This window comes from Pseudomonas sp. PDNC002, from assembly GCF_016919445.1.
GTDB lineage: Bacteria > Pseudomonadota > Gammaproteobacteria > Pseudomonadales > Pseudomonadaceae > Pseudomonas.
Window position 1 is genome coordinate 3,105,686 of record NZ_CP070356.1, and the last position, 16,515, is coordinate 3,122,200.

A 16,515-nucleotide genomic window follows, 5' to 3' on the forward strand; every position below is an offset into this window, starting at 1 on the left:
GCAGGATGATTGCCCGCGGCCCGTGCCGCGGGCGCGGGCGCGGGGTCAGGAAATGGGTTGCTCGGGCGGTTCCACGGGCGCCGCGGTGGGCGCCTCACGCTCGTGTACCCAGGACATGAACAGCTCGTAGCCCAGGGCCAGCACCACCGGGCCGACGAACAGGCCGATGATGCCGTTGCTGAGCATGCCGCCCAGGGCGCCGATCAGGATCACCGCCATCGGCACCTTGCTGCCACGGCCGAACATCAGCGGCTTGAGCACGTTATCGGAGAGGCCGCCGGCCACCGTCCAGACGGTGAACAGGATGGCCACCAGCAGTGAGTCGTTGGTCATGAACACATAGGCGATCGCCGGCAGGGTGATCAGCACCACCGGCAACTGGGTGATGCCCAGCAGCAGTACGCCCAGGGCCAGCAGGCCGGCGCCGGGAATCCCCATGACGATGAAGCCCAGGCCCAGGATCAGGGTCTGGATGAAGGCCACGCCCACCACGCCCTGAGCCACCGCGCGGATGGTGCCGGTGCACAGCTCCGCCAGGCTGGGGCCGCGGTCCGGGCCGGAGATGCGGATGGCGATGTCGCAGGCGGTGCGACTGCCCAGCTTGCCGTAGGCCATGATGATTCCGGCGATGATGAAGGCGGCGAGGAACTGCATCAGGCCCATGCCGACGCCGGCGGCCTGGCCGGCGACTTTCTTCGCCACGCCTTGCAGGTGCGGCGCCAGTTGGTGCGCCACGCCCATGAAGTCGGTGGCCACGCGCTGCCAGAAGGGATAGACGTACTGGCCGATCACCGGCCAGTGCTGCACCGAATCCGGCGGCAGCGGAATCTGCAGGGTGCGGTTCTGGATGGCGTGCACCAGGTCACGCACCGAATCGGCCATGGACAGCCCGATCACCACCACCGGCACCAGCAGGATCACCAGGCCCAGCACCACGATCAGGGTCGCCGCGCTGTTCGGCCGCTCGCCCAGCCAGCCGCTGAGCAACTGGTGCAGCGGGTAGAGGGTGATGGCGAGAATCACCGACCAGAGCATCAGGTCGAGGAAGGGATGGAAGATGCGGAAGCAGAAGAGCGCCAGTAAGAGAATCAGGCCGGCGCGGATCAGCACGTCGAGCAGATTGCGCGATAGCAGCTTTTCCGGAGAGGGCATCATGGGGGTGCTCCTTGCAAGGGACCGCGGTTCGGTCCAGTCCTAACTATCGGCGGACTCTGCCCGAGTGCAAGGTGATCAGGCAATAAAGGATGTTCGGAATTGCGGAGGGCGTTGCGTGAAGCGGGGGGAGCGAAGAGCAGGCAGCCTGCCGTGAGCGGCAGGCTTGCCCGAAGGAATTACTTCTTGCCGAGCGTGATGTGGCGGCTCGGAGCGCCGTAGTTCTGACCGGTGACGCCCTTGGCGATCTGCTGGATCTCACCGCCGGACTTCAGGAAGGCGGCTACCTGGTCAGCCAGCGCTTCGCTGGTGGCGGTAGCGGCGGGGGCTTTGGGGGCGGCTTTCTGGCGGGTGGAGGGCTTCGTGGTCATATCTGCCATACCTGTCTGCGCAAATTGGCCGCCCATTGTACATCAAACGAGCAGCTTTCGGGGTGACAATGGTACGAGCGGTTCCTTTCCATCGCTCGACGTTCATCCGCGATGCTACCCTCTGCCGCCTGTCCCGGCCGTTTCGAGCCCACCATGTCCCTGTTGTCGTCCCGCCAGCGCAATGCCCTGCGCCTTGCCCGTTCGTTCCTGGCGCCGTACCGCTGGCGTGCCGTCGGCGCGCTGCTGGCGCTGTTGTTCACCGCCGCCATCACCCTGTCGCTGGGGCAGGGCATCCGCCTGCTGGTGGACCAGGGTTTCATCACCCAGTCCGAGCAGTTGCTGGGGCGCGCCATCGGTATCTTTTTCCTGCTCGTACTGTGCCTCGCGGTGGGCACGTTCGTGCGCTTCTACCTCGTGTCCTGGATCGGCGAGCGCTTCGTCGCCGACATCCGCCAGCGCGTGTTCGACCACCTGATCGAGCTGCATCCGGGTTTCTACGAGAACAACCGTGCCTCGGAAATCCAGTCGCGCCTGACCGCCGACACCACGCTGCTGCAGTCTGTGATCGGCTCCTCGCTGTCCATGGCGCTGCGCAACGTGCTGATGCTGCTGGGCGGGGTGATCCTGATGTTCTTCACCAACGCCAAGCTGACCAGCATCGTGGTCGCCTCGCTGCCGCTGGTGATCGCGCCGATCCTGCTGTTCGGTCGCCGCGTGCGCAGCCTGTCGCGGCTCAGCCAGGATCGTGTCGCCGATGTCGGCAGTTATGTCGGCGAGTCCCTCGGCCAGATCAAGACGGTACAGGCCTACAACCACCAGGCGCAGGACCGCGCGCGTTTCGGCCGCACGGTGGAAGACGCCTTCGACACCGCGCGCAAGCGCATCATGCAGCGCTCCTGGCTGGTCAGCGTGGTGATCCTGCTGGTGCTCGGCGCCGTCGGCGTGATGCTCTGGGTCGGCGGCATGGATGTGATCGCCGGCCGCATCAGCCCCGGCGACCTGGCCGCCTTCGTGTTCTACAGCCTGATCGTCGGCATGGCCTTCGGCACCCTGAGCGAGGTGATTGGCGAGTTGCAGCGGGCGGCGGGCGCCGCCGAGCGTATCGCCGAACTGCTCAGGGCGCGCAGTGAGATCCACGCCCCGGCCAGCGACCTGCTGCAGTTGCCCGAGCGTATCGCCGGCAGTATTGCGTTGCAGGGCGTGCGCTTCGCCTATCCGTCGCGCCCGGACCAGTGGGCCATCGACGGCATCGATCTGCGCGTGGCGCCGGGCGAGACCCTCGCGCTGGTCGGCCCCTCCGGCGCCGGCAAATCCACGCTGTTCGACCTGCTGCTGCGCTTTTACGACCCGCAGGAGGGCAGCATCCTCATCGACGGTCAGCCGATCTCCCGGCTCGACCCCGCTGACCTGCGCCGCAGCTTTGCACTGGTCTCGCAGAACCCGGCGCTGTTCTTCGGCACCGTGGAGGAAAACATCCGCTACGGACGCCCCGGCGCCAGTGACGCCGAGGTAGAGGCCGCTGCCCGGGCGGCCCACGCTCACGAATTCATCCTGCGCCTGCCCCAGGGTTACCAGACGCACCTGGGCGAGAGCGGCATGGGCTTGTCCGGCGGCCAGCGCCAGCGCCTGGCGATTGCCCGTGCGCTGCTGGTGGATGCGCCTATCCTGTTGCTCGACGAAGCCACCAGCGCGCTGGATGCCGAGAGTGAACACCTTATCCAGCAGGCGCTGCCGGGACTGATGAGCGGCCGCACCACGCTGGTGATCGCCCACCGCCTGGCCACCGTGCTCAACGCCGACCGCATCGCGGTCATCGAGCACGGTCGTCTGGTGGCACTGGGGCGGCACGCCGAACTGGTGGTCAGCAACCCGCTGTACGCGCGGCTGGCCGAGCTCCAGTTCGGCCAGGCAGAACACAACCTGTAGGAGCGGAGCTTCTCCGCGAAATCCCGGCGCAGCCGGGACGGATCACCAGCCGGCCTGGCGGCCGGATCGCGGATAAGATCCGCTCCTACGGGTACATCCGGCAACCGGCGGCAGCCATCGGGCGCCAATGCGCGTAGAATGCCCGCCCCGTTCACGAGGTAAGCGTCATGGCAGTCATAGGTCGGTTCAATTCGTTGCAGGTGGCCAAGCACACCGATTTCGGTCTCTACCTGGATGGCGAAAGCCACGGCGAAATCCTGCTGCCCAAGCGCTACGTGCCGAAGAACGAACCCACCGAAGTGGGCGACTGGCTGAACGTCTTCATCTACCTCGACAGTGAAGACCGCCTGATCGCCACCACCCAGAAGCCCAAGGTGCAGGTCGGCGGCTTCGCCAGCCTGAAGGTGGTGGAGGTCAACCGTATCGGCCTGTTCCTCGACTGGGGCCTGCCCAAGGACCTGCTGCTGCCGCACTCCGAAGAGAAGCGCCCGCTGCAGGTCGGCGACTACTGCGTGGTCTACGTCTACCTCGACGAACGCAGCCGCCGCATCACCGCCACCGCGCGCCTGGACCGCTACCTGGACAACACCCCGGCCAACTACAAGGCCGGCCAGGAAGTCGACCTGCTGGTCGTCGAGCGCACCGACCTGGGCTACAAGGCGATCATCGAAGGCAAGCACTGGGGCCTGATCCACAAGAACGAAGCGTTCAAGTTCCTGCGCGGCGGCCTGCGCGAGAAGGGCTACATCAAGGAAATGCGCGCCGACGGCAAGATCAGCCTGAGCCTGCAGCCGGCCGGCGCCGGTCTGTCGGACGCCCTGAGCGAGAAGGTCCTCCAGGCTCTACGCGATGCCGGCGGCACGCTGGCGATCAGCGACAAGAGCCCGCCGGAAGTCATCGCCCAGCAGTTCGGCGTCAGCAAGGGCAACTTCAAGAAGGCTATCGGCGGCCTGTTCAAGCAGGGTCTGATCGTCATCCACGACGACCGTATCGAACTCGCCTGAGCCTACCCGCGCCCGCGCACGATGGATTCGGCCACCGCGCAACGCGGTTCGGCCGGCGCCAGCGAGGCCATGCGCTGCAGGTCCACCGGGGTTCCCGGCTCGGCGCGCAGCTGACGGCGCAGATCGTCGAATATCCGGTCATGTTCCTTGCGAAAGCGCAGCACCGGCCCGCGGCAAACCCGCAGGCCGTGGCGGCGCAGGATGCGCGTGGCGCTGCCGGCGAAATTGAAGGCGATGTCGCCGGGCAGCTCGAAACCATCGCTGAACGGCTGGCCATCGATCTCGCCGTCCAGTTCGAACGTCACCGTCGCATCGCGACTGGCGGCATTTTCCACGGCATAGCGCATGCGAATCCGGTACTGCTGGCGATCGAGGCCGGCGGTGGAGTGGATGGTGACCTGAGCGGGGGCGGCCATTTTTCCTCCTCAAGGTAGAAGCCCGCGACCGGGGCCGCGGGCAGTGGATAGCGGACTCAGAGGCTCAGTTGGCCGGAGTAGAGACCGTAGCCGGCGCCGAGCGTCGCGGCCAGCAGGACGGCGAAGATCACCCATTCGACCTTGCTGAATACCGGCTCGCCGCGCTCGCGCTTGGCCATCACGAACAGCACCACGCCCGGCGTGTAGAGCAGTGCGGAGAGCAGCAGGTGATCCATGCCGCCGGCGTACACCAGCCACACGCTGTAGAGCAGGGCGATGGCGCCGATCACCAGGTCCTTGCGCCGGGCCCGCAACAGGCCTTCGTAGCCTTCGCCGCGCAGGCTCAGCAGCACCGCGTAGCCAGCGGAGAACAGGTAGGGCAGCAGGGCCATGGAGGCGGCCAGGTACACCAGGCTGGTGTAAGTGCTGGCGGCGAACAGGGTGACGATCAGGAATACCTGTACCGTGGCGTTGCTCATCCACAGCGCGTTGACCGGCACGTCATTGGCGGTCGCGCGGGCCAGGAACTTCGGCATCGTGTGGTCCTGGGCGGCGGCGAACATGATCTCCGCGCTCAGCAGCACCCACGCCAGCAGCGCGCCGAACAGCGAGACGACCAGCCCGGCGATGATCAGCACGGCGCCCCAGTGGCCGACCACGTGCTCCAGCACATAGGCCATGGACGGGTTGGGCAGGCCGGCCAGTTGCGCCTGGTTCATCATGCCCATGGACAGCACGTTCACCAGCACCAGCAGGGCCATCACCGAGACGAAGCCGATCACCGTGGCGGTGCCGACGTCGGAGCGCTTCTTCGCGTGCCCGGAGTACAGGTTGGCACCCTCGATGCCGATGAACACCCAGACGGTGATCAGCATCATGTTGCGCACCTGGCTCATGACGCTGTCGAAGTCGACGTGGCCGTGGCCCCAGAAGTCGGCGGTGAACAGGTCCATGTCGAACGCCACCAGGCCGATCAGGATGAACAGCACGATGGGCACGACCTTGGCCACCGTGGTGATCTGGTTGATGAACGCAGCCTGCTTGATGCCGCGCAGGATCAGGAAGTGCAGGCCCCACAGCAGCAGCGACGCGCAGACCACGGCGATCACCGTGTTGCCTTCGCCGAACACCGGGAAGAAGTAGCCCAGCGCACTGAAGATCAGCACGAAGTAGCTGACGTTGCCGAGCATCGAGCTGAGCCAGTAGCCCCAGGCCGAGTTGAAGCCGATGTAGTCGCCAAATCCGGCCTTGGCGTAGGCGTAGACGCCGGCATCGAGTTCCGGTTTGCGGTTGGACAGGCTCTGGAAGACGAAGGCGAGCATCAGCATGCCGATGCCACTGATCGCCCAGCCGATGAGGACGGCGCCGGGGCTGGCGCTTTTCGCAACGTTCTGCGGCAGCGAGAAGATACCGCCGCCGATCATGGAGCCGACCACCAGGGCGGTGAGCGCGGCCAAGCCGAGTTTCTGGTTGGGCGATGTGGGCATTTCCCAGCCTCCTGAAAGTGAGTGGACTCGGATATTTTCGAATCCGCCCGGAGGCGCTCGGCTGACTTATATCAATAGCAAGCTAATGGTTTCTGAACCTGGCCTGAACCGTGCCCGTGCAGTGTGCTGCGGGCCGCAACTCGCATGCCACGGGTCGTTCGAGCCATGGGCAAGAGCGGGCCGTATCGCCGCTACATCATGTGGCGGAAGCGATTCCAGGCCTGTTCCATCGAAAGCCACCAGGCCGGCGTGGCGTTGCCGAAGCCGGCGATCTCCAGGCGCGGGTGATGGCGCACCACCATGTCCAGCACCGGTTCCTGGTCAGGCTTCACGTCGACGAAGAAGACATGCCGGCCGGCATTCAGGTTGGATTCGAAGCGGCGCACATCGGCGCTGGGACGCTGCAGGCCGAAGAAGCTGCTTTCCCACAGGCTGAAGCCGCCCAGGACCAGGGCGAGGAAGACAATGGGCACCCAGCCCGCGGCCGTCTGCGTCCAGCCGCTCAGGTAGCCGGCGACCAGTACCAGCACTGCCAGGGAGACGCCGATCAGCGCGCCGATCTTGCCCCAGTGCACCACGTCCTTCTTCAGCATCGAAGGCACTTCGTGCAGGCGGTGTTCTTCCAGTTCCGCATCGCTGTCGCTGAGCACATGCATCTGCTCGATGCCGATTCCGCTGTCGCTGAGCTCCTGCTCGACCTGTTCCAGGTCGTCCAGGTTGTCGCTGATGTAGTAATGCCGGTTCATGACGAACCTCCCGCCCCCGGAATGAAAGGTCCCCCCAGGGTTCGACCGCCATCTGCCGTGAAATTCGGCAAATATCCGTCGTTCGATGGTTGTCGTCGCAGATCAGTCTAACACCGCGGCGCTGCGGGCTTCGCAGCGCTGCCCGGCGGTCGCGGGCTTGCCAGGCCGGTCGTGGGGGCAGAGGATGCAGCTCTCATTGGAAGCATGCCGCTTTCACTCAATGGCGAACGAGGCCGAGATGATCCGCGAGATTCTCAAGATGGGCGACGAGCGCCTGCTGCGCATTGCTCCGCCGGTACCTGACTCGATGATCGGCAGCGCCGAGCTGCAGCAACTGATCGACGACATGTTCGAGACCATGCACCACGTCGGCGGCGTCGGCCTGGCCGCGCCGCAGATCGGCGTGGACCTGCAATTGGTGATCTTCGGTTTCGAGCGCAGCGAACGCTACCCGGACGCGCCGGCGGTGCCGCCGACGATCCTGCTCAACCCGGTGATCACGCCGATTGGCGACGAGCTGGAGGAGGGTTGGGAAGGTTGCCTGTCGGTGCCCGGCCTGCGCGGCGTGGTGAACCGCTACCGGAGTATCCGCTACAAGGGCGTCGATCCGCAGGGGCAACCCATCGACCGCACCGTCGAGGGCTTTCATGCCCGTGTGGTACAGCATGAGTGCGATCACCTGATCGGCCGCCTGTATCCCTCGCGCATCACCGACTTCAGCAAGTTCGGCTTCACCGAAGTGCTATTCCCCGGCCTGGACCCCAGCGCGGACGACTGACGCCGGCCGAGCCTGTGTCTCCTGGGGCAAGGGGCGAGCATCCGAGGTTGGCTTGTCGCAGGAGCAACTGTCTTCTGCAGGGAAGTCCGTACCGATGCATTCCCTCACCTTCAAGGAGAGGGCGCAGCCCGAGCCGACTGACACGATGGTTTCATCCTGCACCGAACGATCCCCTCTCCCCCTGGGAGAGGGTTAGGGTGAGGGCTGCCCCAGGCACAGAGCTATCCCGTAGGAGCGGACCTTGTCCGCGAAGGGTGAGCCGCGCGCAAGAGCATCGCGGAGAAGCTCCGCTCCTACAAATGGGGTTCGTGCCAGTGATCCGCGTGGGATGAGCCGGGCGATAGGCGCTGAGATGCGCGGACAGCCCCTGACCGAGGCCATCCGCAAGGGGAGGGGCGAGCCCTCAGGATGGAGATTGCTGCGCAGAGCCCAGCAGCGTCTTGCCGGTTTTCTTCTGCCGCTTGGCCATGCGCTTTTCGTGCGCGGTTTTCAGTGGCTTCTTCTTCGCTTGCTTCTTCGCGTCGAGACCTTTCATGAGTCTGCCTCCGCGGAAGCCCTCGGGACGAGGGCGGACAGATTGAGCATAGTCGCGTTGCGTGACGCCGCGCGGCCGTTCAGCCGGCGGCCAGGCGTTCCAGTTCGCGGCGCACCATGTTGGCGTAGTGCGGCGGGCTCAGCCGATACAGTTCGGTGGCGACCCAGGGCAGCCAGCGCGCGCCCAGCGCTTCGCGCTCGGCCAGCAGGCGCCGGGCGTCGGCCTCGGCGCGCAGGGCGTGTTCTTCGTGGTATTCGGCGCGGCTCATGACAGGAATGAATGACTCAACTCTGGGCGCATCAAGTCTTGGCGCAATTCAGGGTCTGCGGGTCGATGGCGACGCTCGCCAGGGGCTTTCCGTCGCTGCCCACGTACTCGTGGGTGACGCCCAGGTGATGCTCGCGGAAGCGCTGCAGCAACTCGGTCTGCTGGCAGGTGGTGCTTTCCAGCTGAGTCTTCAGGCCGTTCTCGAACTTGGCTCGGGCGCCCAGATCCATGGCGTCCATGCGCAGGTTGGAGATCGCGTAGCGGTAATACAGCATCTTCTTCGCCGGGTCGAGCTGCACACTGTTGAGGGTGGTCACCTTGTCCACCTGACGCGGCAGGTTGGCCTTGCTCACCTGGTCGAAATAGTCCGCCGAGTCCTTGAGGAATTTCGCTTCTTCGGGAGAGTCGTCGGCGTGCACGGCAAGACTGGTGAGCAGCAGGAAGGGCAGGGCGAGGCGAGCAAACGGCATGGGATTGTCCTGTACGGCTGATGGGAGTGTGGAGCTTCGATGCTGCGTCTTCAAAAACCGGGCGTTCAGGTGTAGCGACCGTCAGAGCATGGCCGAGTTCTACCGGTTGTGCAGTGATGGCGCACTCGACGCGTGAGTGTAGAGCACCCACGGCGGGCGACTGCTCGTGAGGGCATTCTTTTCGGAGTAGGCTTGCGCCCCACCGGAAGCGGGTACCCAACCGCTTCTCACCTTCCCGCTTTCGCCCACCGGACCGCCGCCGCCATGATCGAACTGAACCAACTCGACCTCTCCACCGATACTACCGCGCAGCGCGTGATCAAGGACGAAACGGTCGCCGTGGAATTCGCCCTCGCGCCGGGCGAGCTGATGAGCCTCGAAGGCCCGAATCGCTATGCCGTCGGAGACGCGATCATCAGCAGTGCGACGGGGGAGCGCTGGGTCGTTTCCCGTGAGCGTTTCGACCCCAAGTACCTTCCCGCCGACGCGGCCCTCGCGCATGGCGAGCCGGGCACCTATCGCAATCGTCCCAGCGTGGTGCTTGCCCGGCGCATGGACGAACCCTTCACCCTCCTGCGCTCCTCCGGCGGCGATCGGCTGACGGGCGCCGCCGGCGACTGGGTCATGCAGTACGCCCCCGGCGATTACGGTGTCGTGAAGGCCGAGCGCTTCGCCAAGGTCTATCGACTGGCCGATTGAATCCACCCCCGGCTGGAAACCAACCGCCGCCAGCGGCTATGGTCTGTCCTGGCGGGCGCTCTGCGTCGCGTATTTCTTGCAACTTTGCCGGCGTTGCGCGGGTCCACCCTGCAGCCACTGGCCAGCGAAACGCTCATCGGGAGGACGGCGCGGAATGCGATTCATGGACATGCGAGGGCTCAGCCTGGGGCCCTGGAAGCTGATCAGCCTGACAGTGAAGGAATTCGTCGACGACGAGATGCCCACCTACGCCGCCGCGCTGGCGTACCAAGGGTTGTTTTCGCTGTTCCCTTTCCTGCTGTTCCTGATCGCGCTGCTGGGCTTCCTGCACCTGCCGGAGTTCTTCGACTTCCTTCGCCAGCAGGCCGACTACGTGCTGCCGGCACAGGCGCTGGAGCAGGTCAATCCTGTGATCGATCAGTTGCAGCAGCGCCAGGGCGGGCTGCTGTCCCTCGGTATCGTGGTGGCGCTGTGGTCATCCTCGGCGGCGGTGCGCTCGCTGATGATCGCCCTCAACGCCGCCTATGACGTGCGTGAGGGGCGTCCGGCGTGGAAGCGCATCCCGCTGTCGCTGCTCTACACCTTCGGCATCGTCGCCATGCTGATGCTGATCGCCGCGCTGATGATCCTCGGGCCGCAGGTCATGAGCTGGATCGCCGGCAAGGTCGGCCTGGAAGACTTCGTGGTGATCATCTGGAGCATCCTGCGCTGGCCGGTGATCGTCCTGCTGATGATGATGGCGGTGGCGATCATCTACTACGTCACCCCCAACGTGGAGCAGAAATTCCGCTTCATCACGCCGGGCTCGGTGCTCGCCGTGGTGCTGTGGATTTCCGCGTCGCTGGGCTTTGGCTACTACGTGAAGAACTTCGCCGACTACAACGCCATGTATGGCAGCGTCGGGGCGATTATCGTGCTGCTGCTGTACTTCTACATCTCGTCGGCGGTGCTGTTGCTGGGGGCGGAGCTCAATGCGGTGATCGAGACCCATCTGCCCCACGGCAAGGATGCCGGCGAGAGGACCTTCAAGGAAGCCGAGCCGCCGCCGGAAGAGGCCTAGGGCCGCGGAGCCTGGCCGGCAACGGCGGGTGGTTCGGCGAGCAGGCCGTTGACCAGTGCCGTGGCCTTTTCGAAGGACGGATAGCCGCTCTTGGCGACATCCAGGTTGGCGTAGGACTCCCGATAGCGCAGGGCCTTTTCCGGATCGACCCTGTCCACCAGGTAGGGCTCGGACCAGATCTTGTAGAGCAGGGCGACGGCGTAGGGCTGGCCAGCGTCGGCGGCCTTTTCCAGCAGCGCTAGCACCTCGTCCACCTGCGGCCCTTCCTTGATCTTCAGCAACGCCATGTAGAAGCTCGCTTCGCCGCGTTCGTCCTTGACCATGGCGCGTTCGAGCAGCGCTCCGGCCAGCTCGTAGTTCGCCAGGTCACCCGTGGCGATCAGCAGCTTCGCCTGCAGCATGTCGTTCTGGTACAGCAGGCGTTCCTGACGGCAGGCGTCGCCGCTGAGCGGCTCGTCGCAGGGCTTGGTGGCGGACGTGGAGCAGCCTGCCAGCAGCAGCGGCAGGGCTACGGCGGCCAGCAGGTAAGGCGTGCGATGCTTGCCCATGCAAGTCCCTCGGGGGCGAATGTCAGGGTTCGACCGGCCTGTGTGCCTGCCGGTTCTCTGTGTTGGCGAAAAGCATAGCCGCTGCGCTGTCACAGGGCTTCGAAACCGGGCAGGCACGGCACGCGGGCGAGGAGGAAGTCGATCAGCGTGCGCGTGCGCGCCGGCAGGTGGCGCCGCGAGGGGTAGAGCAGGTTGGCCTCCTGGGTCGGGCCGTGCCAGTCCACCAGCAGGCGTTGCAGCGTGCCGTCGGCGAGCAGGTCGGCCACCAGCCAGGCCGGCGTCAGGCCGAAGCCCGCGGCCAGGCAATAGCTCTCGCGGATCGCCAGGGAGCTGTTCACCGTGTAGCGACTGCGCGTGGCGAGATTCAGTTCGCGGCCGTCGGCGTGGCGCAGCAGCAGGTTCTGTCCGGCATCCAGCCAGGTGAAGCGCAGGTAGTCCGCCAGCGGCAGGTCTTCTGGCCGCTCCAGTGTCGGCAGGCGCGCGAGATACGACGGCGCCGCCACTAGGTAGCGCGGCGAGCGCGCCAGCGGGCGGGCAACCAACTGGTCCGGCAGTTCTCCACCCAGGCGCAGGGCGAGGTCGATACCTTCCTCGGCGAGGTCGACGAAGCGGTCGTTGAGCAGCAGCTCCAGTTCGACCTCCGGGTGCAGCGCCATGAACTCCAGCAGCAGCGCGTTGAGTCGCAGCACGCCCAGGCTTACCGGCGCACTGACGCGCAGGCGCCCGCGAACCTGCTCGGTCTCCCCTCGGGCTTCGCTGACGCCGTCGGCGAAGCTTTCCAGCGTCTGCCGGGCGTGTTCGTAGAAGCGCCGGCCCTGTTCCGTGGGATGTACGCGGGTGGTGCTGCGGATCAGCAATTGCGCGCCGATTTGGCGCTCCAGCGCCGCCATGGTCTTGCTCACGGTCGGCTGGCTGCTGCCGGACTCCCGCGCCACGGCGGAGAGGCTGCCCAGTTCCACGGCGCGGACAAAGCAATGCAACGCCTTGAGGGTATCCATGTCTTATTCGTTTATCGAATGGCGGGTCTGCAAATATGCCGGCTACCGCTGTGAATGGGAATGGCCGAGTCTTGCGGCAACCCATCACCGACTTCGAGGTCTGCCATGAAACCACTGATACTCGCCGCCCTTATCGCAGTGAATGCGCCGCTGGCGCTCGCCGACACCGGGCACTGGCAAGCGACCTGGAGCGCCAGCCCGCAACGTACCTGGGGCAAGGAGTTGCCGTTGCCCGTGGGCGTGCCGACGCAGATCACCGACCACACGCTGCGGCAGATCGTGAAGGTCAGCCTGGGCGGGCAGCGCGTGCGCATCGCGCTGTCCAACGCCTATGGCAGCCAGCCGGTGGCCATCGGCGGCGCCGCGGTGGCCCTGGCGGCGCCGGACGGACGCCTGGGCGGCCCGAGCCGGCCGCTGACGTTCGCCGGGCGGGCCACCGCGTACATCGCACCGGGCGCCGAGCTGTTCAGCGACCCGCTGGACCTCGCGGTGCCGGCGTTGGGCGAACTGGCCGTGTCGCTCTACCTGCCGCAGCCCACCGCCATCCAGAGCTTCCACTGGGACGGCAAGCAGCGCGTCTATGGGGCGGCGGGTGACCAGCGCGACGTCACGCAGTTGCCGCCGGACGGCACGATGGAGGCGCGACTGTTCCTCACCGATGTGCTGGTGGACAGCCCGCAGCCGCGACCGGTGGTGGCGGTCTTTGGCGACTCCATCACCGATGGCCGTGGCGCCAGCCTCGACGGCAACCAGCGTTGGCCGGACCTGTTGGCGCAGCGGCTGGCCGCGCGCGAGGTCGGGGTGATCAACGCCGGTATTTCCGGCGCGCGCCTGCTCTCCGACGGCATGGGCCAGAGTGGCCTGGCGCGCTTCCAGCGCGACGTGGTAGGCAAGCCGGGCGTGAAGGCGGCCATCGTGTTGCTGGGCATCAACGACATTTCCTGGCCGGGTAGCACCTTCGCGCCGAACAACCCGCTGGTGCAGTTCGAGGATCTGGTGGCGGGCTACCGACAGCTGATCGCCCAGGCGCACGTACATGGCGTGCGAATCGTCGGCGCGACCATCCTGCCGTTCGAGCGTGCGCTCAACGGCTCGCCAGTGCAGCACTACCATGCGGCGAACAAGGAAGCGCTGCGCCAGCGGGTGAACCAGTGGATTCGCGAGAGCGGAGAGTTCGATGCGGTGGTGGACCTGGATGCGCGGCTGCGCGATCCGGCGCACCCTTTGCGCCTGCTGCCGGCCTACGACAGTGGCGATCACCTGCATCCGGGGGATGCGGGGAACCGGGCGATGGCGGACAGCGTGGATATCGAGGCGCTGCTGCAGGGGCTGTTGTAGGAGCGAGCTTGCTCGCGAACCGCACAGCCTGGGAGTAGGCGGTGAGGTCGATCGCGGACGGAGTCCGCTCCTACGAGACCGGCACCCCGGCGAGGTCGGATGCCGCCGGAGTTAAACCAGCGTTCCGACGCGGCCGAAGGCGTAGGAGCAACTGTCTTTCTCGGGAAGCCCGTGCCGATGCTTTCCCCTCACCCCAGCCCTCTCCCTAGGGAGAGGGAGCTGATCGTGACGGTTGACACTGGAGTGTCATCCTGCACCGAACGGTCCCCTCTCCCCCTGGGAGAGGGTTAGGGTGAGGGCTGACCGGAGCACGGACCGATCAGGCAGGAGCGGACTTCGTCCGCGATTGGCTCGACACTGGCACGGCGGGATCAGGCGCCCTCAGCCACCAAACACCGGCCCCGTGCTGTCATCGTCCATCCCGCGCTCCAGCTTGATCTTCAACGCCAGGTCGGTGCGCGAATCGGCGAACTTCAGCGCGTCGGCCACGCTGATCCGGCTTTCCTCCAGCAGCCTGTAGAGGCTCTGGTCGAAACTCTGCATGCCGCTTTCCAGCGCACGTTCCACCGCGCCCTTGAGCTCGGGCAGCTCGTCGCGCTGGATGATCCCGCGAATGTGCGGCGTCCCCAGGACCAGCTCCACCGCCACCGCGCGGCGTTGGCGGGCGCCGGGCACCAGGCGCTGGCCGATCAGCGCCAGCAGGTTCTGCGACAGGTCGGCGAGCACCTGCAACCGGGCCTCGTCGGGGAAGAACCGCGCGATGCGCTCGATAGCGTGGCGGCAACTGGTGCCGTGCAACGTGGCAACGCACAAGTGACCGGTCTCGGCATAGTGCAGCGCATGTTGCATGGTCGCCGCATCGCGAATCTCGCCGAGCATGATCACGTCCGGCGCCTCGCGCAGCACATTGCGCAGGGCGGCTTCGTAGCTATGGGTGTCCAGGCCGACCTCGCGCTGGTCGATGATCGACTTCTGGTGCGTGTGGAGGAATTCGATGGGGTCCTCGATGCAGACGATATGTCCCGAACGGTGGCGGTTGCGGAAATCCAGCATGCTCGCCAGCGTGGTTGACTTGCCCGAGCCGGCGGCGCCGATCACCAGGATCAGCCCGCGGTCCTGCATGGCCAGCTTGTCGAGGATCGGCGGCAGCCCCAGGCTCGCCACGTCCGGGATCACCTGTTTGATCAGCCGCACCACCATCGCCACTTCGCCGCGCTGGAGGTAGATGTTGGCGCGGAAGCGGCCGACGTCCGGCACGCTCAGCGCCAGGTTCATCTCCAGCTCGCGCTCGAACTCTTCCGCCTGCGCCGCCGACATCAGCTGCCCGGCCAGCGTCTTCACCTCGCCCGGCCCCAGCGGGCGCTCGCCCACCGGCTGGCTGTGGCCCTCGACCTTCAGGTGCGGCGGCGCGCCGACGCTGAAGAACATGTCCGAGCCGTTCTGCTCCGGCAGCAGGCGCAGGTAGGTGAAAACGTCCGGCAAGGGGGAATCGGTCATGGGTCTGTCTCGGTGGCGGTGTGGGCCCCTGGCCGTGGGCGAAGGGAGGCTGTGATCAGCCTAGTCGCAGTGTCAGATGTAGGACGGAAGCGTAGGAAGATTGCAGGGCCTACGCGTTGACGCAGCGCATGGGCGTCTCGATGCGTCGTCCGTCTTCGCTCAGGCGCTGGCGGCTTCGCCCTTGAGCCAGTCGCTGAAGCGCCGAGCGGTATCGCTCAGCGGCTTCTGCCGGCGTGTCAGCAGGTAGTAGGCAAGCGGATGGCGCATGACCATGTCGGGGAAGGGCATCACCAGTTCGCCGCTGCGCAACGGCCGCTCGATCAGCTCCACGGCGCAGAGGGCGATGCCGTAGCCTTCGATGGCCATCTGCGCGAGCACGTTGGAGTCGGTGACCACATGGCCGCGGTCCAGGCGCAAGGGGATTTCCGGGTGCAGCGCCTGCCAGCTCTTCCAGTCGTCCTGGTTGCGGTCGTGCAGCAGCGGCTGGCGGGCCAGGTCCGCCGGTTCGCGCAGCGGCGGCAGGGCTGTGAGCAGGGCAGGGGCGCAGACCGGCACGTAGTTCAGCCCCATCAGAAATTCGGCGTCGAAGCCCGGCCAATCGGGGCCGCCCCACTTGATCGCCAGTTCCACCTGCTCGGGGAATTCCACGCGCTGGGTGGTCAGGAGCTGCTGGATGCGCAGCTCCGGAAAGTGACGGGTGAACAGCTTCAGCCGCGGCGTCAACCAGAAGGCGCTCATCACCGGCTCTGCTTCGATATGCAGGACCGCGGGCTCGCCGCGCCGGGCGCTGCGGTCGAGTGCTGCCATCAACTGCGACAAGGGCGCGTCGATACCGGCGAGCAGTTCGATGCCGGCCTGGGTGAGTTCGACGGCGCGAGTGGAACGGGCGAACAACTGCACGCCCAGTGATTCTTCCAGCTTGACCACCTGTTGGCTCACCGCCGATTGCGACAGATGCAGCAGCTCGGCCGCGCGGGTGAAATTGCCCTGGTCGGCCACGGTCCTGAATGCCAGCAGCAGGCTCAGGTGCGGCAGGCGGGTGAGGGCAAGCGAGTCGCTGGCGTCATTCATAAGCAACCGTGATCAATCCATTAGGAAATCGCGTTTCACTGCGCCCTGGAGCGCGGCATAGATTGCCGTGCCGCCCGCCTCAGCGCCAGGGCCATCCCAACAACGATAACAAGGGACCCATCATGCAACGAACCTGCTTCACCGCACCATTC

Annotated in this window: 18 protein-coding genes; 6 read left to right on the forward strand and 12 right to left on the reverse strand. The window is 66.1% G+C overall.

Annotated elements, in window-relative coordinates; translation table 11 throughout:
• Window positions 1-45 precede the first annotated feature (45 nt).
• The gene (locus JVX91_RS14335) at window positions 46-1,155 is read right to left on the reverse strand and encodes an AI-2E family transporter (RefSeq protein WP_205339822.1); all 1,110 of its coding nucleotides are present in this window, start codon (window positions 1,153-1,155) and stop codon (window positions 46-48) included.
• 176 nt (window positions 1,156-1,331) lie between these two features.
• Entirely contained in the window at window positions 1,332-1,523 is a 192-nt protein-coding gene (locus JVX91_RS14340) for a hypothetical protein (RefSeq protein WP_205339823.1), read from the reverse strand.
• A 153-nt stretch (window positions 1,524-1,676) separates the two neighbouring features.
• Between JVX91_RS14340 and JVX91_RS14345 the strand changes: the two genes are divergently transcribed.
• Both JVX91_RS14345 and JVX91_RS14350 read left to right on the forward strand, forming a co-directional pair.
• Window positions 1,677-3,449: an ABC transporter transmembrane domain-containing protein gene (locus tag JVX91_RS14345; protein WP_205339824.1), complete on the forward strand. Its 1,773-nt coding sequence runs from the start codon at window positions 1,677-1,679 to the stop codon at window positions 3,447-3,449.
• A gap of 167 nt (window positions 3,450-3,616) precedes the next feature.
• A complete protein-coding gene (locus tag JVX91_RS14350) occupies window positions 3,617-4,453 on the forward strand; it encodes a S1-like domain-containing RNA-binding protein (protein ID WP_205339825.1) in 837 nt (278 codons plus the stop codon).
• 2 nt (window positions 4,454-4,455) lie between these two features.
• On the opposite strand, the gene JVX91_RS14355 is transcribed toward JVX91_RS14350, so the two are convergent.
• From JVX91_RS14355 to JVX91_RS14365, 3 genes are all read right to left on the reverse strand, one after another.
• Window positions 4,456-4,869: a DUF5064 family protein gene (locus JVX91_RS14355; protein ID WP_205339826.1), complete on the reverse strand. Its 414-nt coding sequence runs from the start codon at window positions 4,867-4,869 to the stop codon at window positions 4,456-4,458.
• A 56-nt stretch (window positions 4,870-4,925) separates the two neighbouring features.
• Complete coding sequence (gene arcD / locus JVX91_RS14360; protein WP_205339827.1) at window positions 4,926-6,356, reverse strand: arginine-ornithine antiporter; 1,431 nt, start codon at window positions 6,354-6,356, stop codon at window positions 4,926-4,928.
• A 191-nt stretch (window positions 6,357-6,547) separates the two neighbouring features.
• Entirely contained in the window at window positions 6,548-7,102 is a 555-nt protein-coding gene (locus tag JVX91_RS14365) for a magnesium transporter (protein ID WP_205339828.1), read from the reverse strand.
• Between the two features lie 238 nt (window positions 7,103-7,340).
• Between JVX91_RS14365 and def the strand changes: the two genes are divergently transcribed.
• Window positions 7,341-7,880 carry a peptide deformylase gene (gene def / locus JVX91_RS14370; protein ID WP_205339829.1) on the forward strand — a complete coding sequence of 180 codons (540 nt, stop codon included), beginning with the start codon at window positions 7,341-7,343 and terminating at the stop codon, window positions 7,878-7,880.
• A 403-nt stretch (window positions 7,881-8,283) separates the two neighbouring features.
• On the opposite strand, the gene JVX91_RS29125 is transcribed toward def, so the two are convergent.
• The 3 genes from JVX91_RS29125 to JVX91_RS14380 all read right to left on the reverse strand — a co-directional run bounded on the left by JVX91_RS29125 (window position 8,284) and on the right by JVX91_RS14380 (window position 9,152).
• On the reverse strand, window positions 8,284-8,415 hold the full coding sequence (locus JVX91_RS29125) for a hypothetical protein (protein ID WP_275892386.1): 132 nt from the start codon (window positions 8,413-8,415) through the stop codon (window positions 8,284-8,286).
• 79 nt (window positions 8,416-8,494) lie between these two features.
• A complete protein-coding gene (locus JVX91_RS14375) occupies window positions 8,495-8,683 on the reverse strand; it encodes a hypothetical protein (protein ID WP_205339830.1) in 189 nt (62 codons plus the stop codon).
• A gap of 31 nt (window positions 8,684-8,714) precedes the next feature.
• Window positions 8,715-9,152 (reverse strand): hypothetical protein, encoded by a 438-nt coding sequence (locus tag JVX91_RS14380; RefSeq protein WP_205339831.1) that lies wholly within the window; start codon window positions 9,150-9,152, stop codon window positions 8,715-8,717.
• A gap of 264 nt (window positions 9,153-9,416) precedes the next feature.
• Between JVX91_RS14380 and JVX91_RS14385 the strand changes: the two genes are divergently transcribed.
• Window positions 9,417-9,851 carry a PGDYG domain-containing protein gene (locus JVX91_RS14385; protein ID WP_205339832.1) on the forward strand — a complete coding sequence of 145 codons (435 nt, stop codon included), beginning with the start codon at window positions 9,417-9,419 and terminating at the stop codon, window positions 9,849-9,851.
• A gap of 154 nt (window positions 9,852-10,005) precedes the next feature.
• Entirely contained in the window at window positions 10,006-10,911 is a 906-nt protein-coding gene (locus tag JVX91_RS14390) for a YihY/virulence factor BrkB family protein (RefSeq protein ID WP_205339833.1), read from the forward strand.
• On the opposite strand, the gene JVX91_RS14395 is transcribed toward JVX91_RS14390, so the two are convergent.
• Together JVX91_RS14395 and JVX91_RS14400 are read right to left on the reverse strand one after the other, a co-directional pair.
• Window positions 10,908-11,459 (reverse strand): hypothetical protein, encoded by a 552-nt coding sequence (locus JVX91_RS14395; RefSeq protein WP_205339834.1) that lies wholly within the window; start codon window positions 11,457-11,459, stop codon window positions 10,908-10,910. The two genes, JVX91_RS14390 and JVX91_RS14395, sit on opposite strands and share 4 nt — an antisense overlap.
• Window positions 11,460-11,548: 89 nt before the next feature.
• On the reverse strand, window positions 11,549-12,457 hold the full coding sequence (locus JVX91_RS14400; RefSeq protein WP_205339835.1) for a LysR family transcriptional regulator: 909 nt from the start codon (window positions 12,455-12,457) through the stop codon (window positions 11,549-11,551).
• Window positions 12,458-12,562: 105 nt separating this feature from the next.
• Between JVX91_RS14400 and JVX91_RS14405 the strand changes: the two genes are divergently transcribed.
• Window positions 12,563-13,795 carry an SGNH/GDSL hydrolase family protein gene (locus JVX91_RS14405; RefSeq protein WP_205339836.1) on the forward strand — a complete coding sequence of 411 codons (1,233 nt, stop codon included), beginning with the start codon at window positions 12,563-12,565 and terminating at the stop codon, window positions 13,793-13,795.
• A 381-nt stretch (window positions 13,796-14,176) separates the two neighbouring features.
• On the opposite strand, the gene JVX91_RS14410 is transcribed toward JVX91_RS14405, so the two are convergent.
• Both JVX91_RS14410 and JVX91_RS14415 read right to left on the reverse strand, forming a co-directional pair.
• On the reverse strand, window positions 14,177-15,292 hold the full coding sequence (locus JVX91_RS14410; RefSeq protein WP_205339837.1) for a PilT/PilU family type 4a pilus ATPase: 1,116 nt from the start codon (window positions 15,290-15,292) through the stop codon (window positions 14,177-14,179).
• 159 nt (window positions 15,293-15,451) lie between these two features.
• A complete protein-coding gene (locus JVX91_RS14415; protein ID WP_205339838.1) occupies window positions 15,452-16,363 on the reverse strand; it encodes a LysR substrate-binding domain-containing protein in 912 nt (303 codons plus the stop codon).
• Between the last annotated feature and the right edge of the window lie 152 nt (window positions 16,364-16,515).